This window comes from Paenibacillus xylaniclasticus (genome assembly GCF_004001065.1).
In the GTDB taxonomy this organism is placed as follows: Bacteria; Bacillota; Bacilli; order Paenibacillales; family Paenibacillaceae; genus Paenibacillus_T; species Paenibacillus_T xylaniclasticus.
This window is the reverse complement of the sequence record NZ_BIML01000022.1, coordinates 60,147-80,019: the sequence shown is the minus strand read 5'-3', so window position 1 is coordinate 80,019 and position 19,873 is coordinate 60,147. Positions and strand designations below refer to the sequence as shown.

The 19,873-nt window shown below is 47.3% G+C and carries 20 protein-coding genes; 13 read left to right on the top strand and 7 right to left on the bottom strand.

The features are described from left to right. The first annotated feature begins 25 nt into the window (after positions 1-25). The 5 genes from PXY01_RS17275 (at position 26) to PXY01_RS17255 (ending at position 4,902) form a co-directional block, all read left to right on the top strand. Positions 26-874: a BadF/BadG/BcrA/BcrD ATPase family protein gene (locus PXY01_RS17275; RefSeq protein ID WP_127571556.1), complete on the top strand. Its 849-nt coding sequence runs from the start codon at positions 26-28 to the stop codon at positions 872-874. Between the two features lie 188 nt (positions 875-1,062). After that, on the top strand, positions 1,063-2,490 hold the full coding sequence (locus tag PXY01_RS17270) for a class I adenylate-forming enzyme family protein (RefSeq protein ID WP_164744477.1): 1,428 nt from the start codon (positions 1,063-1,065) through the stop codon (positions 2,488-2,490). After that, a complete protein-coding gene (locus PXY01_RS17265; protein ID WP_127571552.1) occupies positions 2,466-3,620 on the top strand; it encodes a nucleotidyltransferase family protein in 1,155 nt (384 codons plus the stop codon). The genes PXY01_RS17270 and PXY01_RS17265 overlap by 25 nt, the downstream gene beginning before the upstream one ends. Before the next feature lie 30 nt (positions 3,621-3,650). Further along, positions 3,651-3,905: an acyl carrier protein gene (locus tag PXY01_RS17260; RefSeq protein WP_127571550.1), complete on the top strand. Its 255-nt coding sequence runs from the start codon at positions 3,651-3,653 to the stop codon at positions 3,903-3,905. Between the two features lie 31 nt (positions 3,906-3,936). Beyond that, positions 3,937-4,902: a BtrH N-terminal domain-containing protein gene (locus PXY01_RS17255; RefSeq protein WP_127571549.1), complete on the top strand. Its 966-nt coding sequence runs from the start codon at positions 3,937-3,939 to the stop codon at positions 4,900-4,902. A 178-nt stretch (positions 4,903-5,080) separates the two neighbouring features. Here the strand turns inward: PXY01_RS17255 and PXY01_RS17250 are convergent, their stop codons facing one another. From PXY01_RS17250 to PXY01_RS17240, 3 genes are read right to left on the bottom strand one after another with little or no spacing between them, the layout of a single operon-like run. Then, entirely contained in the window at positions 5,081-5,479 is a 399-nt protein-coding gene (locus PXY01_RS17250) for a hypothetical protein (RefSeq protein WP_127571547.1), read from the bottom strand. A 39-nt stretch (positions 5,480-5,518) separates the two neighbouring features. Next, positions 5,519-6,916, bottom strand: coding sequence for a sensor histidine kinase (locus tag PXY01_RS17245; RefSeq protein WP_127571545.1), 1,398 nt, complete (start codon positions 6,914-6,916; stop codon positions 5,519-5,521). Next, positions 6,917-7,627, bottom strand: coding sequence for a response regulator transcription factor (locus PXY01_RS17240; RefSeq protein WP_127571543.1), 711 nt, complete (start codon positions 7,625-7,627; stop codon positions 6,917-6,919). A 159-nt stretch (positions 7,628-7,786) separates the two neighbouring features. On the opposite strand from PXY01_RS17240, the gene PXY01_RS17235 reads away from it, so the two are divergent. The 6 genes from PXY01_RS17235 to PXY01_RS17210 all read left to right on the top strand — a co-directional run bounded on the left by PXY01_RS17235 (position 7,787) and on the right by PXY01_RS17210 (position 12,904). Continuing rightward, positions 7,787-8,701, top strand: a complete 915-nt coding sequence (locus PXY01_RS17235) for an ABC transporter ATP-binding protein (RefSeq protein ID WP_127571542.1) — start codon at positions 7,787-7,789, stop codon at positions 8,699-8,701. Beyond that, on the top strand, positions 8,698-9,450 hold the full coding sequence (locus PXY01_RS17230) for an ABC transporter permease (protein WP_127571540.1): 753 nt from the start codon (positions 8,698-8,700) through the stop codon (positions 9,448-9,450). The genes PXY01_RS17235 and PXY01_RS17230 overlap by 4 nt, the downstream gene beginning before the upstream one ends. 15 nt (positions 9,451-9,465) lie before the next feature. After that, positions 9,466-10,197 carry an ABC transporter permease gene (locus tag PXY01_RS17225; protein ID WP_127571538.1) on the top strand — a complete coding sequence of 244 codons (732 nt, stop codon included), beginning with the start codon at positions 9,466-9,468 and terminating at the stop codon, positions 10,195-10,197. A gap of 271 nt (positions 10,198-10,468) precedes the next feature. Further along, positions 10,469-11,200, top strand: coding sequence for an AzlC family ABC transporter permease (locus tag PXY01_RS17220; RefSeq protein ID WP_127571536.1), 732 nt, complete (start codon positions 10,469-10,471; stop codon positions 11,198-11,200). Further along, the gene (locus PXY01_RS17215) at positions 11,191-11,517 is read left to right on the top strand and encodes an AzlD domain-containing protein (RefSeq protein ID WP_127571534.1); all 327 of its coding nucleotides are present in this window, start codon (positions 11,191-11,193) and stop codon (positions 11,515-11,517) included. The genes PXY01_RS17220 and PXY01_RS17215 overlap by 10 nt, the downstream gene beginning before the upstream one ends. A 193-nt stretch (positions 11,518-11,710) precedes the next feature. Then, entirely contained in the window at positions 11,711-12,904 is a 1,194-nt protein-coding gene (locus tag PXY01_RS17210) for an MFS transporter (protein ID WP_127571532.1), read from the top strand. A gap of 100 nt (positions 12,905-13,004) precedes the next feature. On the opposite strand, the gene glyA is transcribed toward PXY01_RS17210, so the two are convergent. Next, the gene (glyA, locus tag PXY01_RS17205) at positions 13,005-14,348 is read right to left on the bottom strand and encodes a serine hydroxymethyltransferase (protein WP_127571530.1); all 1,344 of its coding nucleotides are present in this window, start codon (positions 14,346-14,348) and stop codon (positions 13,005-13,007) included. A 187-nt stretch (positions 14,349-14,535) separates the two neighbouring features. Here glyA and PXY01_RS17200 point away from each other — a divergent pair, with 187 nt between their 5' ends. After that, positions 14,536-15,504, top strand: coding sequence for an LLM class flavin-dependent oxidoreductase (locus tag PXY01_RS17200; protein ID WP_127571528.1), 969 nt, complete (start codon positions 14,536-14,538; stop codon positions 15,502-15,504). Between the two features lie 12 nt (positions 15,505-15,516). Continuing rightward, positions 15,517-16,791 carry an MFS transporter gene (locus tag PXY01_RS17195; protein WP_127571526.1) on the top strand — a complete coding sequence of 425 codons (1,275 nt, stop codon included), beginning with the start codon at positions 15,517-15,519 and terminating at the stop codon, positions 16,789-16,791. A 160-nt stretch (positions 16,792-16,951) separates the two neighbouring features. On the opposite strand, the gene PXY01_RS17190 is transcribed toward PXY01_RS17195, so the two are convergent. From PXY01_RS17190 to PXY01_RS17180, 3 genes are read right to left on the bottom strand one after another with little or no spacing between them, the layout of a single operon-like run. After that, positions 16,952-17,716: a helix-turn-helix transcriptional regulator gene (locus PXY01_RS17190; RefSeq protein WP_127571524.1), complete on the bottom strand. Its 765-nt coding sequence runs from the start codon at positions 17,714-17,716 to the stop codon at positions 16,952-16,954. Between the two features lie 56 nt (positions 17,717-17,772). Then, entirely contained in the window at positions 17,773-18,714 is a 942-nt protein-coding gene (locus PXY01_RS17185; RefSeq protein ID WP_127571522.1) for a serine hydrolase domain-containing protein, read from the bottom strand. Between the two features lie 26 nt (positions 18,715-18,740). After that, positions 18,741-19,703 (bottom strand): hypothetical protein, encoded by a 963-nt coding sequence (locus PXY01_RS17180; RefSeq protein WP_127571520.1) that lies wholly within the window; start codon positions 19,701-19,703, stop codon positions 18,741-18,743. Positions 19,704-19,873 lie beyond the last annotated feature (170 nt).

Genomic DNA, 19,873 nt, shown 5'->3' with positions numbered 1-19,873 from the left:
GACTCGCTGTATAGGAGGGCGAGTCATGAATAGAATAGTCGGACTCGATGTTGGCGGAACCAATACGAAAATTTTGCTCTGCATGCCAGAGGGATGCAGTGTATATGTGACGGAAAGTCACAATTACAAAGAGATAGAGGCGCGTATCGATAGCGCCTCGCCGGAGACTGTTGTACTGACCGGCGGTAGAGCAAGTGGGCTGTATTCGCGATTGCAGGATCGATATCCTTGTGAAGTTGTGAGCGAAATGACGGCGATGTGCAAAGGAGCAGAATATTTGGCGGGCGGTCGGCATCGGGACATGATTCTTGTCAGTGTCGGCACAGGGACTGCCTTCTACTATATTTCTGCCGACGGTTACAGGCGTATAGGCGGATCGGGTGTAGGCGGTGGAACCATTCGTGGTCTTGGAAGGATGCTTACGGGCGTCTCGGATTACCATAGATTGCAGGTAATGATGGAGCTGGGGAATAGAGAACGCGCTGACTATACGTCAAGTGATATTTACGGTAATACATTCAGCCACATCCTTCCGCCGAACGTCATTGTCAGTAATTTCGGCAAGCTGGCGACTGAGACGGCTGCCTCGACTGAGGATATTGCCAGTGCAATATGCGGAATCGTAACGGAAACGGTGGCCAATATTGCTTGCCAAGCGGCAAAGAGGTTTCAAGTTAAACCGATTTATTACTGTGGGGGTATATTCAGGAGCGCTGTCGCCAAAAGAGAGATTCGTCGCTATACGGAATTAGGCAAAGAACGGGCATTTTTTTTCGAAGGAATTGAGGAGTTCGTTGGAGCAATCGGGGCTGTCGTCTATTTCTATGGCGATAGGGTAAAAAGCGACCTCCAGCTGTTAACACCGATTAAGTAGCTTCCTCTTCATGTCAGGCACAATGAGTAGAAAGAAGCGGATACATCGCCTTTGGCAACGTGGGTACAGTCACTTGATAAGCGTGACGCTTTAGTTGTTAAGCTGTCGGTTATCAAACAGGTCGGCGTGCCTCCTTGTTGGAGAGGGAGAAAAATTGTTGGATTCTAATGGATAAGGGGGACGATGGTGTGGAATGGCTGCTACATAAACTACGGCAACATGATCCGCTTCGAGTCTGCATTGTCTATAAACGGCAGCTTACGTACGGACAAATGATCGACCGGATATCGGAATATAAAACAAATCTGCTGCAGCGCGGCATTACGGAGCGATCGGTCGTTGCATTGTGTCTTCCTAATAGCTTTACTTTTATATATCTATTCCTTGCGCTCGCCGATATCGGCGCCAAGGTCATGTTAATTGACCCTCGCATTCAGGGGCCAGAACGGACCAAGAGATTTGAAAAGCTCGAACCGAACTGGCTTATCGAGAGCCGTGAAATGCTCATTTTGCACAATTTCTACGAAGAGGTTCCTTATAACATATCCGCACTGAATCGTGCTGAGCTGTTGTTAAACGATGAGGCGCTGCTTCAGTTCTCATCGGCGACTACGGGAGAAGCGAAGCTTATTGGGCGGTCCTCGCGTTCTGTGGAAAGGGAAATAGTGGCGACTTTGGCGGTTCCGCATGGGATTGAATCGGGGGATAAGGTGCTCGTACTGCCGTCGTTATCCCATACGTACGGCTTAATTACGGGATTGCTGCAGTCATTGTATGCGGGGGCAACGGCGGTATTCTCCAGCATAAAAACGGCACAAATTGTTGAGCAGATAGTAGAAGTGGGAGTAACCATTATATATGGGGTGCCATTTCATTATGACTTAATTTTATTAAGTAAAAAGGCTCAATTACGTTCAGTAAGGGCGGCTGTTTCGGCAGGGGAAAGACTACCAGATAAGACCCATTCAAGCTTTTATCAACGATTTGGGATATCGATTGGCCAACAATACGGAATGACGGAAGCCGGAATTATTACAGTTGATTTTCTTGGACAAAATTTCCCTGATGTTGGTCAGCCTGTACATACCGATAGTATCAAGGAGATCGAAGGGGCAATATATGTTCGATTATCTGAATCCCCCTATATGCTAGCATCCCGGACCGAAGCAGGGAAGATGAAGGACGGCTGGCTAGAAACGAGCGATCTAGGTCATTACGATAAGGATACACAGCTTCTTCACTTGTTTGGAAGGAAGGACTCGGTTTATATTGCCGGGGGTATCAAAATTAACTTGTATGAGGTTGAGGATATTTTAAATACATGCCCGGATCTTGCAGACTCCATCGTTCAGGTAGAAAACAACATGATTGTCGCCTACATTCAAGTACTGCCGTCGTTTAATCATATGGTGTTTGTGGACTGGTGCAAACAGAATATCGCTGCTTATCGTACGCCGGCGCTGTTTCGGGTTATGAAGGACATGCCCCGTACACCGGGAGGGAAGAAAATGCGCTCGGGTCTGTCCAAACATTGCATTGAATCGTTTAGCTTGAATCAAACAAAATGCCTTATTGAACAAGGAGCGCGCGAATGTGGAGACAAGCCGAAACATTAATTAATAAAGAAGCTAGAACCGTCCTGTTGTTATGCAAGGTTGAACCGTCTGAGTATGAGATCGAGGAGGCGAATTTGCTGCTTGGAGCTCCAGACTTTCACTTTATACAATTTCTCGCATATTTAATGGAGCATAAGGTTACTATGATTGTTTATCGCAATCTTCTAGCGCATAGCCTGCATCGCCATATCCCTCCCAAATATATGCATATGATAGATCTATTCGCATCTGGGATGGAGGAGAGAAACCAGGTATTAGATGATCAGTTGATGCCGCTGTTTCGCCTCATCCAGGATAGGGGAATTACGGCTTTGCTTTTGAAAGGAGCGGTATTGAGACATACCGTTTATCCGTCACCCGGGTTAAGATTTAGTAATGACACCGATCTACTGGTGCAGGAGAAAGACCTGCAGTCGATATGCAAGCTGCTAGTTGAGCTAGGATTTATTCAAGGCTTCTTCTCTTATAAAACCGGTGTGGAGCCTGCGAAACGACAAGAGGTCATTACAAAAAGAATGGTAACGCACGAGGTCGTACCTTTTCTGAAGGAAGTACATCATCCGATGTGCAAAGTAGTACAGGTTGATATTAACTTTGATATTTTTAATCGAGCGAAGCGAATGCGAACGGGCTTTGACACTGCCGCTTTATTTGAATCGGTTATACCGAGCTCCTCTGTGCTTGCGAGTCTTCGACATGAATACAATATTTTGCAATTGTCTTCTCATTTGTATCAAGATGCAGCAATGGTACAGGGAATTAGGGCACATAAAGATATGGAACTTATTAAATACGTCGACATCTATGAATACATTCGGAAATTTGGATCATCAATTGACTGGGATTGGCTGAGGTCTGAAATTGTACAAGCCGGATTGCAGTCTGTTGTGTTCTACGCTCTCTATCATATGGAGTATTTATTGGGCTCTATTGTACCAGCGTCCTTTATGAACAGCATTGCCCCGGATGATAAGGCGTATCTCGATTATTACGGGGTTGAAGAGGAGAAGCCGATTCGATGGAAAAAGACGTTCCTCGAAAGAATGTTTGACAGTAGACGGAAATTGGAGCTGCTGGATGTGGACAAAAAGGAATTAAGCGAATCAAGCAAATATTTCGATATTTTTTAAATCGTATAGCTGGGGGGAGAGCGGCGGAATATGACGACCGATTCAATGACGGAGCTAAAGAATAAAGTCATACAAATTATCGAAGCCGTTACTGCAACGGATCAGTCTGAACTGGGAGCTGACGATGAGATTATTCAATTGGACTCGATGAAAACGATTGTTCTGATCACTCAGCTCGAGGAGGAATTCGGAATATTGGTTGAAGATAACGATATGTTGTTCGAAAATTTCTCGTCAATCAACAAAATATGTGCAATTGTTCAAAGATATTCAAGTAAAGAATAGTTTTTATTTTAGCACAAAGTGAGGTGAAGGTATGCCTGCACTAGAAATTACCCCCTTCTTTAATGCGCAAATGAATTGCTTGGAAGGGGTTATAGCGGCTCTTGCTAATCATGCCGGGGATCCTTATATGATGCTTTTTGCGGAATCTTGGGGGTTTAGATATTTTGAAGATGGGCCATTAATCGGTTCGAAGATTTGGGCTGACATTCCGCATAAGAAGCTGTTTCTAGAGAACGGTAATGGAATATTTATTGAAGATAACGGGATGTCTGCAGAGCCAGCCTTAGAATGGATACAGGCACAGCTATCCGAAGGGCGTCCAGTTATTTTGCGTATCGATTCCTACTGGTGTCCATGGAATGACGTGTATCAGCTGCAGTCAATCGGACACTATGTTATTGTTACGTATATCGATTACGAAGCGCAAAGCTTATATTGCGTGGACCCGATGGTCCGTAAGACAGGCATTCTAGAACTTCCAATGTCTCATTATTATAAAGGCTACAGGAACTGTTTATCTTATACCCGCGTTCCTGTTGCAGAGGCGGCAATCTCTGTAAGGGAGCTACTTCTGAATACCGTAGACAGATTGACGGGAAATGGCAGGGAGTCAACTGCATTTCAAGACATGGAGAAACTGGCCGAGGAGATACGTACAACGGATCAGTTCATGAACGAGAAGCACGGATATCCCGTTATCGGTACAACTCCTTTAATCTTTAATTTGGTATGGATTGCCAAAGGTAGGCTGAACTACTCGGATTTTTTAGTTGATTTGTACAATAAGCACCGGATTACCGAATTATTAAAATGGGCTGATGAGCTTCGAATGACGGGGAAGGAATGGTTGATCGTATCCGGCACTGCTGCAAAGATGCTAATAAAGAGCGATTCAGAGCAGACCCGGCACCGTATTGCAGATCGAATTATGAATATCTCTAAGCGTGAGCAAGCGGTGCACCAAGAAATGTGCAGCTTTTTAGGTTTGACGTCATGAAGCAAGGGACATACTGAACGATCGATGCCGCATGTAGATCAGCTAGGATGCTGATTTACATGCGGTCTTTTTATCGGATCAGGCTCACCATTAAGAGCTTATCTGCAAGATGCGCTCATCTATATGTAAAAAGCAAATGGGACTAAAACTGGAGCCCTGCTCGAAAGCAAGGCTCTGTTCATGAGGTTGATTTAGAGAAGCTCTGACGAAACAGTATGGATATTCCACTCATCACGAAGAAAGAAGAGTAGAGAAGCATAGAAGAATATAAGTAGTCGTTATTGTTAGTAGGTTTAAGGACAAGCAACGCACCAGCGCCAACTAAGCCAATGACATTGAATAGAAGGACGCTCCGCATTGTCTTCTTCAGCCAAGAGCTGATTCCGAATAATACGAAACATAAGATCGCATTGATAGGGATAAACAGCAGCAGATAGAAGAAGCTTATCAGCAGCCAATTATGATCTGTTGTCTGATCTGGTGCACTGGCAGCCAGGTTGGCTGCGTAGATGGCTTGGCCAATCGTAAGAAGCGGCGTTGTAAGAAATAGGTGCAGCAGCAGCTCTTTGTTCAGCATTTGGCTCTCACCTGCTTTAACGGGATAAATTTTTACAACCTAAAGACGGGTTGAAGCCTTCAATGGAAACTCCATAACGGCTTTAAGCCCCCCTTGCTCCTCATTGCTTTCAAGCGAAAGACAACCGTCATGCGCCTTCGCAATTCTTGCGACCATCGGGAGACCCAGACCGTGGCCTTGCTGAACAGGCAGCTTTCTCCTCGATGAATAAGGCAATTCCGTAATTTCGGTCAATTGCTCTTGAGGGATGCCGCGCCCATTGTCACTTACAATAATACGATACTGAGTGCAATCCTGAGATAAAGAGGTCTCTACAACGATTCGGCAGCCCTGCGGGTTATGGCGCACGCTGTTGTGCACGAGATTACTAATGGCTCTGAGCAGTAATTTCTCGTCTCCATTAATCTGCCCCTCTTCATCAGCTAGCTGTAATTCGATGTCGTATCGCTCGTCTAATCCATTATTCAGACAATCCGCAACAACCTGTCTTGCCAATACCGATAACCGAACGGGCTTCCGATGCAAGGGCTGCATCTCATATTCCAGCATGGAGACCAGATTCAAGTCGCTTACAAGTGAGCGCAGCTTCTCGCCCTGGCGCCGAATAATTCCCGCTTGCTGCCTTTGCTCGTCGGGCAAATCCGTATTGTCCTCCATTTCGCTTGCGTAGCCGAGAATCATGGAGAGCGGAGTGCGGATATCATGAGAAATGCCGGCAATCCAGTTAGAACGTGCTTCATCTCGCGCTTTCAGGGCTGTTGTCTTGTCTTGAAGGATAGCCGAGGCAGCGTTAATACTTTGGGACAAATCGCTGAATATCCCTTTCGCGTCCAATTGTACGGCCTGATCCCGGGCGAGAGAATGAACACCCGCAACAAGAGGACGAATACCCTTGATGAGGCGCGCTCCAATTAGTATAGAAAGAAGGAGTGCTATCGCTGCATTAAGAAGCATCAGCCACAGTATCCGCAGCGGCAATGCTTTTACCCAATCCGTAACAAAATTGAATTGATATTTCCCATAGCTGCTTTTCGGATACCCGACCACAATAAGGCCGTCCTTATGCTCCCAAGAATAGACAGGATAATCCATTAAATAATAACGGGATAATTTGGCTATATCGACTAGCCCGTAAGCTAGCGGAACATCGGGGGGAAGCTCGTATTCCCATTCTACTTGGCCGTTATTGCTAATCAGCATAGCCCAAGCTTGATTGTCCTCTAGAAGCTTGATGGCGTGATCGCCCAGCATGTAAGTATCATCCTGTAGAGCTAAACCTCCAGCCACTTCCCCAGCCACACTCTCCGGTGACGGCCGAACATGAATCTCCTTGAATACTACAATACCGAGCAGGATGAAGTTGCAAATAACGAGAAAGATCGAGATGATGATCGTTGTGACAACAAACCGGCGTAAAATGCGAATCATTCCATCCACTTAACGCGACTCCTTCACCAGCAGCTTATATCCCAATCCTCTGACGGTGAGAAGATAGATTGGGTTAGACGGATCGGGCTCGATTTTTTCGCGGACCCTCCGCATATGGACCATCAATGTATTCTCATAACCGTAGCTATCGTCTCCCCAGACGGCTTGACATATGGCATCGCTAGTGACGATTCTTCCCTTGTTGTCGTACAGCTTTGCAAGAATGGCACGTTCTTTGGCTGTTAAGGGCTGTTCCTTCTCACCGCGCACAACCGCACTATCCAGGTCGATCGTTAATTCTCCTAATCGAAATACTGCTTGATGTTTCATTGCAGGGGAAGAGTAGACACGTTTTAATACACCCATCAGTCGCAGGACCAGCTCGCGCGGCAGAAACGGCTTCACGATGTAATCATCTGCCCCCAGCCCGAGCCCGAGCAGCCGATCTTCATCCTCTCCTCGTGCGGACAGAAACAGAACGGGCATATTCGAAAACTGTCGGATGGATGACAAGAGCGAAAATCCGTCTCCGTCCGGCAGCATCACATCGAGAATCGCGATATCTGGCTTGTCTACATGGCAAGCTGATAGAGCCGCAGCGCAGCTCTCGGCTGTGTAAATGCGATAGAAGCCTTCCTTACGCAGAAAACGTTCAATCATTGTAATCATTTCTGACTCGTCATCAACAATCAATATTTTTCTGTCTTTTACATTGTCCATATGTGTCACCCAAAAATTATTATACATGAACCAAGGGAGGCTCGGATTATATCCTTAATCGATTTAAGGTTGATGTAAGGTGTATTTTAGATTGAAGTAAGGCGGGCCCATTACAGTTGATAACAAGGAAAATATATCTGGAATGGAGCTGACCTTTAGATGAGTGCTGTTATTGTGCAGACGCAGGACTTGACCAAAACGTATGGGGGAACCAACCGCGTGAATAGGGTCAATCTGCATGTAGAAGAAGGAGAAATTTTCGGTTTTCTAGGTCCGAATGGAGCGGGGAAAACGACGACTTTAAAAATGCTGCTGGGACTAGTCAAGCCGTCCAGCGGGAATATTCATATATTCGGAGAGAGCTTAAGCAGCCATCGTTCTTCTATTCTTAACCGGACCGGGTCGCTGATCGAATCGCCCTCCTACTACGGTCATTTGACGGGCCTTGAGAATATGAGGGTCATGCAGCGTCTGCGGGGCGTGCCTGATCGCAATGTCGAAGAAGCGCTTCGCATCGTCCGGTTAGAAAATCATAAGCACAAAAAAGCGGAGCAATATTCTCTTGGAATGAAACAACGGTTAGGAATCGCAATGGCTTTGCTCGCCTTTCCTAAGCTGTTAATACTCGATGAGCCGACCAACGGTCTTGACCCTGCAGGTATCGGCGAAATTCGGGAGCTGATTAAGTCGCTGCCCGCACGCTACGGCATGACCATATTGCTCTCCAGTCATTTGCTTACGGAGATTGAGCAGATTGCGACCTCGGTCGGCATTATTAGCGAAGGCAGTCTGCTGTTCCAGGGCAGTTTGGAAAGCCTACAGGCCAATAGCAGATCCGCCATCTGCTTCCAGACGAGCGACAATGCTGCGGCTAAGCGGCTACTCTTCGCCCGAGGCTATCGAGCTGTTCAAAGCGGCAGCCGGCTGGAGCTTCAGTACCTTGAGGATATGGACGTGGCGGAGATCAACCGACTGCTTGTGAACCAGGGTATTTCTGTTACCCGAATCGAGGAGCGTAAGCATAATTTAGAAGATATCTTCCTCGAGCTGACGGGAAGGGAGAGAAGCTTGTGATTACAGCAATAGGATTGGAATATTACAAAATCCGCCGCAAAAAGCTATGGATCATGATCACGCTCTTACTTGCTATGGAGATGCTGTGGGCTTTCGTGACCGCGAGCATCTCGATTTCCCGCAGTGCGGAGCATGACGAGTGGGAGACTCTTTTCTACTGCGTATCTTCTATTAATGGTTTCTTTATGCCAATCGTTACGGCTATTGTCGCCTCTAGGCTTTGTGATATGGAGCATAAAGGGGCTACTTGGACAATACTTGCTGCGACGAATGTGAGCCGCATCCGCCTCTATACCGCTAAATATATATGCGCCAATAGTCTTCTTCTGTATGGCATCCTTGCACAGACTGTCCTTATCATCGCGTTTGGGCAAATGAAAGATTTTTCCGGCAGCCTACCCTTTGAGTGGCTCATCCGATTCATAGCCGGAACGATGCTGACAACGCTTGCTGTTACGGCGCTTCAGCAGTGGATCTCTTGGACAGTCAGAAACCAGGCTTTTGCACTTTGTCTGGGCATGCTGGGAGGGTTTATCGGCATGACTGCAGCTCTGTTTCCGGCTGGCGTCCGACATTTATTCATTTGGTCGTATTATTCGGAGCTCAGTCCCGTTATTTTGCGATTCGCTGAGTCATCAAGCTCCTACTTCATCCAGCCTATGAACTTCAGTCTTATGCTGGCTGCGCTGGGGATGACCGTCCTGTGGTATACGGTCGGGAGCCTTCATATTGCCCGGAAGGAAGTTTAAGGGAGGAACAAGCTGATGAAACAAAGTGTTGTTGCTGAATGGTTAAAATTGAGGCATTCTCGAATGGTTCTTGTACTCGTTGTACTTCCGATCATAAGCCTGTTGATCGGTTGTGCGAATTATTATTTCAACCAGGCCGTTCTGCACGATGGCTGGTATAGCCTATGGTCGCAGGTCAGCCTGTTCTATGGACAGTTCTTCCTGCCTATTCTTATAGCCATTTGTTGTTCTTATGTATGCAGGCTGGAGCATCTGGGCCGGAATTGGAATCTGGTCTTGGCTTCGCCCGTACCGGTCTCCAGTGTAATACTTGCCAAGCTCATTGTCGTCGGCAGTTTAATTTTGTTCGTACAAGCGATGTTCGTAGGGCTCTATTGGGCTGCGGGCGCTCTATTCTCTTTACCGGGACCATTTCCAATGGAAACGATAGGCTGGGCGATAAGCGGATGGTATGCTTCTTGGTCCATTATTGCGCTGCAGCTGGGGCTGTCATTACGGATTCGCAGCTTCGCTGCGCCCATCGGCATTAGTCTGTGCGCTGTCTTCATTGGCCTCGGCATGTACACGGCAAAGCTGGGGAGCTTGTTTCCGTTCTCGCTGCTCGCTATTGGTATGAGAGCACTCAGTCAGGATGAGCTGACAGACGCACAAAATATGCTGTTTTGGATGATGAATATGTTTTTTATTCTTCTATTTACTTCTATGTCCATACGTCGATTGAAGAATATAGATATCGTGACCTCATGATAAAGGGATTCTCTTTGCGGGCTTTTATGCAGTATTAACGTTATATAACATAACATCCTTGTTCTCTCGATTATGTTTCCGAGCTTCAACGAATCCGGTCACGGTAGCTGGCTACATATTAATGGTCGGCTGCCTTTTTCCGCGAAGAATGACGATCTTTGAACGCGGACGGATTGAAGAGTGGACGGCAAAGCGATATTATTATGAACAACGTATGGACTACGCTCCGGTACGAAGATTAAAGCAGCACAGAGAACTGGAGAGATAGAAGATGCAAGAGCATTCCCCCATCGAAAGTGTTGAGGCTGAAGAAAGGGAAGACAGCTTCCTCCAAGGCGTCAAAGACTGCATTCCCACGTTATTAGGTTATTTAAGTATAGGATTTGCTGCCGGCGTCATCGCCAAAACATCAGGACTTAGTGTGGCCGAGATTACGCTTATGAGCGTTCTGGTCTATGCAGGATCGGCGCAGTTCATCATTGCAGGGATGGTTGCAGCGAACGCTTCGATCGCCGCCATTATTTTTACGGTCTTCTTCGTGAATCTCCGCCACCTCTTGCTTAGCGCAGCGTTATCGCCTTATTTTCGCCATCTTACTCCCTTCAAAAACATGATGATTGGTTCATTACTTACGGATGAGACCTTTGGCGTGGCTATGTATCAAACCGCGAATAGGCAGAGGATTAGTGAGAGATGGATGCTTGGCCTCAATATTACCGCTTATTTAAACTGGATTGCGGCGACTGTAGCCGGTGCGCTCCTAGGACAATGGATTACTAATCCCGAGCGGTTTGGTTTAGACTTTGCACTGCCGGCTATGTTTATCGGGCTTCTCGTTCTTCTAATGGTTGGACGAGCTAAGGTGGCTGTAGATGTCTGTGTGGCCATAATCGCTGTCATCGTTGTTATAGGAGTTACGTTGGTTTCGTCGCCAAGTATAGGGGTTATTGCGGCTTCAGTGGTTGCTGCAGCAGTAGGGATGGTGGTGGAGAAGTGGAAATAAAATGGTCAATATTGTGGATCATTGTGGGGTCCTCCATTGTTACCGTCCTTCCGAGAGTGCTTCCGCTTATGCTGCTTAGCCGACTACAATTGCCTGATGGAGTATTGCGCTGGCTGAATCATATTCCAATCGCCGTTATGGCAGCTTTGGTAGGGCAAGAGCTATTGATGCAGGACGGAGAGCTTTCTTCTATACAAGATAACGTGGAGCTGTTGGCAGCACTACCTACCTTCTTAATGGCTGTATTGACGCGCAGCTTGCTAGGAACGGTAGTCGTTGGAGTGATTTCGATCATGGTGCTGCGACTTATAATTTGAGTGGCGTTTGAATAGTAAGAACAAGTAAACGGAGGTCAAATCATGAGTGAGATTGCTACAACACCACAACCCCCTTATTATGCAGATCGTATCACGTATGAAAGAAATATACCGAGGCTATCTTAACGTTAATCAGAGGGATGCAGCAGCAGCAGAGAATATCAGATGTTTTAGCAGCGTGGAGGAATTATTAATGGCATTATTGCTGAAGAATCGGGGAGCTTTACTGATCCTGATGCTGAATTTGTTTCTCGTGTTTACAGGAATCGGACTTGTTCTGCCGATTATGCCGAGGTTCATGGAGGAGCTGGGCATAACAGGCTCAGCGGTGGGTCTGCTTGTAGCATCATTCGCGCTTACCCAGCTTCTGTTCTCGCCGATGGCCGGCCGGCTGTCCGATACCTATGGCAGGAAGAAAATGATCGTTATCGGCATGCTCATCTTCGCATTAACGGAGTGGATGTTCGGCATAGCAGAATCGCCATGGCTGCTGTTTGCCTCACGGCTTCTAGGCGGCATTAGTGCTGCGCTCATTATGCCGTCTGTGATGGCGTATGCCGCCGACGTCACGTCGGAGGAAGATCGGGCGGCTGGGATGGGATATATAACGGCGGCCATTACGACAGGTTTTATTATCGGGCCGGGCCTTGGCGGGTATATTGCCGAATTCGGCATTCGGGTCCCTTTCTATAGTGCGGCGGTTGCGGGTATTGCTTCAGCGTGCGTGACGGTGCTGCTGCTTCAGGAGTCCCGGCCTGCGAGGCATGCATCCGTCGAAACCTCGCCAGCCAAGCAGCGAAGCAGTCTTCTGCAGCAGCTGCTTCGATCCTATCGCGAGCCGTATTTTATTAGTCTTGTGATCGTGCTTGTCATGTCCTTCGGACTTGCGAATTTCGAGACCGTATTCGGACTATTCGTCGATCATAAATTCGGCTTCGAGCCCCGGGATATTGCGTTCATTCTGACGTTCGGCTCCATTGCGGGCGCGGTCGTCCAAGTGACAGCGTTCAGCTGGATTTTGAATCGATTTGGGACAAGGAGAGTCATCTCGGTCAGCCTTCTTGTTGCCGGCGCCTTCATTCTTGCAACGTTGTTTGTCCATCAATATTGGATGATCTTTGCCGTAACGTTTATTGTGTTTCTGGCTACCGATATATTGCGACCGGCGATTAGTACCCAAATGTCGAAGATGGCAGAGGATCAGCAGGGCTATGTTGCCGGGCTGAACTCAGCCTTCACATCTCTCGGTAATATCGCCGGGCCGATCGCGGCAGGAGCGTTGTTCGATCTGAACATTAACTATCCGTATGTGATCGCCTCTGTCGTTCTGTTGATTTGCTATGGCTTAATGCTAGGCGTCCGCAAGCGCAGCCTGCAGGAGGCATAAAGGCTCATTGATTGGCTCATGGGTTCTCCCAGACGAAGCAGAGCGGCTGCTAGGCTGAAGAATGCTCTTCTTCTGTTATTCGCAGCCGCGCCGTACGGGATTAGTGAATAAAATAATTCGGATGCTGATAATCCTTCATAAAGTTAGCTACCTGATTCTTAATCTCTGCAAGTCGGCTGCTATCCTCCGCATGCTTCGTTGCTTCCACAATCCAGCTTGCGATCTGCACCATCTCTTTCTCTTTCATTCCCAAAGTTGTGACCGCTGGCGTTCCCATGCGGATGCCGGATGGATACCAAGGCTTGTCATCGCCAGGTATGGAGTTCTTGTTCGTTACGATGCCCGCCTCTTCCAGCTTGGTTGCTAAATATGCCCCGTGCTTGACGGAAAGCTCCGGTGAGGAGTTCACGACATCCATCAGAATAAGGTGGTTGTCGGTTCCGTCGCCCATAAGCTTGAAGCCGGAAAGCTTTAGCTGATCGGCTAATGCTCGGGCATTCTTGACGATTTGTCTCGCATATTCCTTGTATTCCGGCGACATGGCTTCCTTGAAGGCGATGGCCAGGCCGGCAATATTGTTCATGTGCGGGCCTCCCTGAAGCCCTGGGAACAACGCCTTATCGATCTGCTTGCCAAGCTCTTTCTTACAAATGATGACGGCGGCACGAGGACCGCGCAAAATTTTGTGAGTGGTGGAGGTCACGACGTCAGCGTGCGGGAAGGGATGCTGGTGTACACCGGCAGTACATAGTCCTGCGATATGAGAAATGTCAGCAATGAGATAAGCGCCGGATTGCTTCGCGATCTGCCCTAATCGTTCAAAGTCGATTTGCCGCGGGTATGCGGTAGCGCCGCATATAATCGCTTTCGGACGGTGCTCAAGCGCCTTGGTCTCAATCTCGTTGTAGTCGATTTCGTAGTTATCGTTCAAATGGTACTTGACCACATTATACATTTTGCCGGTCATATTGACGTCGTGTCCATGGGTCAAGTGGCCGCCGTAATCGAGCGATAGCCCCATTAACGTATCGCCAATCTCAAGGAGTCCGCTAAGCACGGCAAGATTGGCTGGAGAGCCGCTGTGCGCTTGAACGTTAGCATGATAATCATCCGGATTCGGCGTGAACAGCTCCAATGTTCTTCGGATTGCTAATCGCTCCAGTTCATTCGTGATCGGCTGCCCTTGATAGTAGCGGCCGTTCTTGGTCAGGTCAATTTCTTCAGGATTGTCCTTGGAACGGAGATAAGGATAGCCCTCGGAATATTTGTTCGTAAACACAGAAGCGAGGGCCAGCTGAACGGCGACGGAGGAGTAGTTTTCCGAAGGGATTAACGTGATGCTCGTTTTTTGCCGTGTTGTCTCGGCTTGAATGAGGTCGGACACCTCACGGTCCGTCTGCGCAATAAGATCGGTAAATGGTAAGTCAAGTCGATGAGCTGTCATCTTGTACACCCCTTTAATATTAGAGTCATAGTCCGATAGAGACAGTAAGATAATATCACGGGGTTAGAGCAATGAAAATATTTCCTGGACTTTAAAATTTAAAGTTCGAATACTTTTACATACTCAATTGTAATAGATTAGAATCTTGCAGTAAGATGGGGAAAAGCTCTTACAAGGAGTGTTATATATGCCCAAATCGATTCAATTTTACTCGCAGTTTCCTCCAAGAGATTTTCGTGAGAGAGAGTTCGGGGAGCATATTCCTCTGTTGAAGCAGGTCGAGAGCAGGTTTGATGGATCGCTTGTTTATTTCGATCATTCTACCTTGGACCCATGGGTAACCGTAGCGTCTATTATTCATCATACAGATCGTCATATCCCGCTTGTGGCGGTTCAGCCTTATACGATGCAGCCAGCCACGGCAGCGTCGATGATTTATACTTTTGCCCACATTTATAATCGGAAAGTAGATGTGAACTTGATTTCGGGAGCGCTTCCTAAAGATTTGGAGGAGGTAGGCGATTCTTTATCGAAACCGGAACGATATGAGAGGCTTCGGGAGTTCGGCGAGATCGTGAGAGGGCTTCTATCTTCTAATGAGCCGTTCGATTATCGCGGGAAATACTATACCTATCAGCAGTTCAGCTCCAAGCTGGCGCTTCCGCGGGAGCTCATGCCGAACTTCTTTGTACCTATGCTTTCCGGCTCGCCGGAAAGTATAGCTTGCATTGAGGCTGTCGCGGATACAGTCGTCACACTGCCTAATGGTTTACAGTCTGTAACCGACTTATTCAGCAGGTTGAAGGGGAAGCAGCTGGAGCTCTGCGTCAAGGTTCAGCTTCTGGCGCGGCCAGAAGCAAGGGCGGCGTTATCGGCGCTGAAGCAAGATGCCAAATATTACGAAAGACGATTAGCTAAGAGCAAATATTTGCAGGAGCACAGTATGGAGGAGGAGGAGAGACAAGTCTTTTACCCAACGGTTGATTTTGTCGGTCCGATGATCGTTGGAAGCTATGAGCAGGTATCCTCTTATTTAAGACGTTATATCGAAGCAGGCATTACCAAATTTATTGTGCCCAATGTATTAAGTGAGGAGGATTTGCATCATTGCACACAAGTACTCGATTTGCTGGACCAGAAGCTGCTCGTTATTTAGGGGGACATCGATATGGCTAGAGAAAATCCATACGCTTGGCTTCTGCTAAGCGTACTATGGGTATTTACATTTTTGGGGGCGACGGCCAGGTTCATTCAATCGTATTACCAGCCGGAAATGTCAGGCGACATGGACGTTGGCAGAGGGTTTCTAAGTTTAACCTGGTCGCTTGGCATCATGATTTCGGCAGTATGTGCGCCCGTCGGCGGAATGCTGATTGATCGATGGGGCTATAAGAAGGTGATGGTATACTCTGGTTTATTCGGATGCTTGTCCATCTTGGTGGTGTTATGGTTTAGGGGGCCAATCGGTTATTTTATCGGGTTCGGCATTATAGCCGGACTAGGAGGAATCGGCTCTGCTGCCGGGTACGTACTGGTCAATAACTGGTTTAAGTATCACCGGGCCAAGGCGCTCATGCTGATTGGCGGTGCCGCCTCCTTGGGCTTGGCCGTCCTTACTCCGCTCTTCGTCCGCTACAAAGAATGGCTGAACTGGGTCAATCTATATTGGGTTCTGCTCGCGGTTAATATCGTATCCGTCCTATTCACTATTCTATTTATTAAAGAAAACAAGCAAAATTTCAATGAGGACGATAACAAGAGCGGGGCAGCCTCCAGCGATACATTAAGTGCCGTTAAGACAACCTTAATCGCGGATGTTAAACAGGGCTTTAACAACTTCATTCGTTATTGCAAAATTCCGGTTGTCTTGATTGTTATGTTTGCATTATTCGCTTGCGGGTTCAATATGGGCACGGTTGAAAGACACTTAATGGCCATCCATCAGGTAGCGCATGTTCATGATGCGATGTTTATTTCCTCCTTAAGCCTTCTTGGACTGTTAGAGGTTTTCGGCGGCTTGCTCTTTTCCTTCTTGCTCGATCATACGAATAGACTTCTCGCATTGACCATTCTGTATGTTATGCGAATTGGCGCCTTCATTATGCTGTTTCTGCACTTGGATTTAAGCCCGATATTGTTCTCCGTAATATTCGGGGCTAGCTATTTGGGCGCGATACCTGGGGGTATTCTTGTCGTGACCGAGCGGATCGAGCAAGAGGGCGGGTCTATCGGGCTCCAAGTAGGGGTTCTGCTCTTAGTGCATCAAATAGGCGGAGTTATCGCAGGGATCGCAGGGGGAGTCAACTTCGACCTATTCCACAATTATCAGCTGCTGATTGCAGTAGATATTGGACTCGTTGTCATCTGTGCAGCGGCGTATTACATGATGTACTTGAAATCGGCAAGCCATAAGAAGGTCTCGGAAACGATTGCTTCGAATTAATATTCATATGCTTTAAAACGGCTGCGCAGAGCCCATAATCTGCTGAAGAAAGCGAGTATGGATAGAAAATTAAAATGGTTGAGCAGATATTACCAGATCTGCTCAACCATTTTGACTTATTAAGGTCTAAAGCTTGTGGGACAGCCCTCTTGTGTTGTCTTTATCTAATCGCCCTAGAACGGTACTCGCTCGGCGACATGTCGTAGTATCTTCTGAACATGGAACTAAACTGAGCGGCACTTGAATAACCAACCCGGTTAGCAATTTCGATAATTTTCAAATCCTCCGATTCAAGCAGCTTGATCGCGTGATTGATCCGAATCGTGTTCAAATGAAAGATTGGAGACCGCTTGAATACTCTGGAGTAGCAATTGGAAATATAGGTTGGATTTAATTTAATCAAATCGCTGAGTCCGCCTAACGTCAAGTTTGGATTGGCGTAGTTTTTGCGGATGTACCGATTCAATTTGATCAGTCTATTGTCGATCTGAGCATCGTTAAGCGCTTCAGCGGTGCAAGAGGGATCCGGCTCCTCTGGGATAATAAAGTTGTCGAGCAAGTGCTGGATAACCTCCGGCCGGAACGGGTTGGATTCGAACAGTCTGTTCATGGTGGCTGTGATGTCCGAGCAGGAAGCAATCTTGCAGAAATTGCGATTCACCCTCAGGCCCCGTTTATAGAAGACAAGTCCCCGCAGCCGACCATAAGACGATGATTCATTATGAAATCGAATATATTTGTGCTTATTGGATATTAGCACGACCTCGCCCGCTTGAAGACTTATCTTCTTCTTCCTCATTAATAGGGTAATAGGGTTAAACACTTGAACTGCAACGATAGAGCCTTCTTCCCACAAATGCCAATAATCGATGTAACCGGGATGGAGGATGCAGTCTGGCTTCCAAGACAATACCTTTATGTCCATACAATTTCACCGACCTGTGAGATTTTGAAATACCTGCCTCTACCCTGAAGCGTAGGTTACGCAGCAATGTACTGTTTGAACAGATTCATTGGTCTAAGTGTATTGCTGTAATTATCCCCTGTCATGACGACAACCATATCTAGCGCTGGCGCAATAATGATAATTTGTCCTCCGAAGCCGATGGAGAAATAAATAGGGTAGCCACTCGGCAATTCAGAGCACCACCAGTGGTACGCATAGCGCCCAATCATACGAGCTACAGGGTTGTCATTCTCGTAACGAGGGGTTGTACTTGCGCGCACCCATTCCTCGCTAATAACCTGACGGTTATCGAACACTCCATGATTTAGAAACAGTTGACCGAACTTCGCCATATCGGCTGTCCTAAGATGCAGGCCATACCCGCCGATTTTGATACCTTGCGGGTCCTCCTGCCAGCGATAGCTCGTAATGCTCAGCGGAGCAAGCAGCTGCTCCTCCATAAAAGAGCCTACATTTCCTGTCGCCTGCTGAAGAATAGCCGTAAGCAGCTGAGAGCAGCCCGTATTGTAATTGGTCGATTCGCCGGGCGTGTCCTTGATGGGCCTGGCCAAGACAAAATCAATCCAGTTCTCGCTCTGAAGCATTGGAGGGTTATAATTCCAAACGCCAAATTCCGGCCAATCGAAGCCTGCGGACATCGTTAGCAGCTGTTCAATTGTAATGTGCTGCTTCCTCGGGTCTGCATCGCTGCGCAGAGAGGGAAAATACTCCGCAATAGGAGTATGCAGGCTTGGAATATACTTTTTGTCCACAGCGATCCCGACTAGTGCAGACACGAAGCTCTTGGTGCAGGAATTTATTTTTTGCAGCTTCTTGCGGTGAACATCGTTACGGAAATATTCAAAGCGACAAGCCCCATTCTGCAGGATCAGGCAAGTAAAGAAGTTCTCCCTTTCAAGCGCCTCACGCAGCGCTTGCAGGCTGGAGTCCGTTAGCCTATCCGTATAGCTCGACATTAGCAACCTCCTGTATCAGTTGAATTTTATAAATAAAAATCCTTCAAGCTAGTGACCATTTCCCCTTCCAGCCTCTTTAATTGAGCGCACCTATCGATGAGAGAGGCCGTGTCTGTATGAGACAGCGCTACCTTTCTTCTTAGTTGGTTTTTGATAATCTCGCTATGCTTAGCGGCCGTAAGCAGCTGTTCGATGCTGCGAGCAGGTCCGTTGACGGACCGAAGATAACGGGCAAATATCTTCCGTGATGCTGTAATTAGCGCCAGAGAGGCACACCAACGCTCGGAGATGTCGACCAGAAGCAAAGGCGTGATGCGGGACAAGTCAGACAGAAAGGACTGCAGGCTTTCATAGTATTGTAAGTCATCATCATATGCAGCAAGCCATTTGACCCAAGCCTGCGATGTTTCGTCCACGGCTGCGTTCAGGTCTGGAGGCGATAGCTGAAGAGAGATGAATGCATGCTCGGATGCTGGACTATCGAAGCCTTCTTCAATGACATGCCGGGGATAAAAGTAACGATTATAGTCGCTCGCATGCTTATGGTCATCATCAAATAATTGATAACCGACATCCCTCCTTGAATCGATGTAATGGACCAGCATCACAGTATGGGGAAGAGAGCTTTGCTTATACTGTTCCGTTTTATGCTGCAGATGGAACATATCGACGGATAGAAATACGGGTTGTCCAGCATGCAGTAACGTTTGAATTTCAAGCTCCACCTCCCCAAAATGAACACTTCTCCGACAGTTGGAACGGATATGCAGCTTCAGCAGATCCTCGTTAGAAAGGATGTCATATGGGTAACTCCACTTCGCGCCCCCGTGACGGATAAAGTGGTTGTAAATACGTTGAGTATTCTCCAACGACCGATAGAGGAGAAGCTCGACAGGGTACTTTAGCTCATTCAGATAACTTATGAGCAGGGAGTGGCTGCAGTTAAAGTACTTGTTCTCATACCGGGTTAACTGGTTCTCAAGTTCCATATCTGCTATATCCTCATTCATTAATTTTTAGGGGGCCCCTTCCAGTATTTAAAGTATAAGCTGGTCGACTTTCTTTTTGCAACGCTGTACAGGCCGGCTTTTAAATTTACAGGCTCGTACATTTTTAAGATCTTATTGTCTTCTCCTATCGTTTTTAGGAAGATCATTGC

Bases quoted from the DNA above. Each gene is read 5' to 3' on its own strand.
- PXY01_RS17275 (WP_127571556.1), top strand. From the start codon at position 26: ATGAATAGAATAGTCGGACTCGATGTTGGCGGAACCAATACGAAAATT.
- PXY01_RS17265 (WP_127571552.1), top strand. From the start codon at position 2,466: ATGTGGAGACAAGCCGAAACATTAATTAATAAAGAAGCTAGAACCGTC.
- PXY01_RS17260 (WP_127571550.1), top strand. From the start codon at position 3,651: ATGACGACCGATTCAATGACGGAGCTAAAGAATAAAGTCATACAAATT.
- PXY01_RS17255 (WP_127571549.1), top strand. From the start codon at position 3,937: ATGCCTGCACTAGAAATTACCCCCTTCTTTAATGCGCAAATGAATTGC.
- PXY01_RS17250 (WP_127571547.1), bottom strand. From the start codon at position 5,479: ATGCTGAACAAAGAGCTGCTGCTGCACCTATTTCTTACAACGCCGCTT.
- PXY01_RS17240 (WP_127571543.1), bottom strand. From the start codon at position 7,627: ATGGACAATGTAAAAGACAGAAAAATATTGATTGTTGATGACGAGTCA.
- PXY01_RS17235 (WP_127571542.1), top strand. From the start codon at position 7,787: ATGAGTGCTGTTATTGTGCAGACGCAGGACTTGACCAAAACGTATGGG.
- PXY01_RS17225 (WP_127571538.1), top strand. From the start codon at position 9,466: ATGAAACAAAGTGTTGTTGCTGAATGGTTAAAATTGAGGCATTCTCGA.
- PXY01_RS17220 (WP_127571536.1), top strand. From the start codon at position 10,469: ATGCAAGAGCATTCCCCCATCGAAAGTGTTGAGGCTGAAGAAAGGGAA.
- PXY01_RS17210 (WP_127571532.1), top strand. From the start codon at position 11,711: ATGGCATTATTGCTGAAGAATCGGGGAGCTTTACTGATCCTGATGCTG.
- glyA (WP_127571530.1), bottom strand. From the start codon at position 14,348: ATGACAGCTCATCGACTTGACTTACCATTTACCGATCTTATTGCGCAG.
- PXY01_RS17200 (WP_127571528.1), top strand. From the start codon at position 14,536: ATGCCCAAATCGATTCAATTTTACTCGCAGTTTCCTCCAAGAGATTTT.
- PXY01_RS17195 (WP_127571526.1), top strand. From the start codon at position 15,517: ATGGCTAGAGAAAATCCATACGCTTGGCTTCTGCTAAGCGTACTATGG.
- PXY01_RS17190 (WP_127571524.1), bottom strand. From the start codon at position 17,716: ATGGACATAAAGGTATTGTCTTGGAAGCCAGACTGCATCCTCCATCCC.
- PXY01_RS17185 (WP_127571522.1), bottom strand. From the start codon at position 18,714: ATGTCGAGCTATACGGATAGGCTAACGGACTCCAGCCTGCAAGCGCTG.
- PXY01_RS17180 (WP_127571520.1), bottom strand. From the start codon at position 19,703: ATGGAACTTGAGAACCAGTTAACCCGGTATGAGAACAAGTACTTTAAC.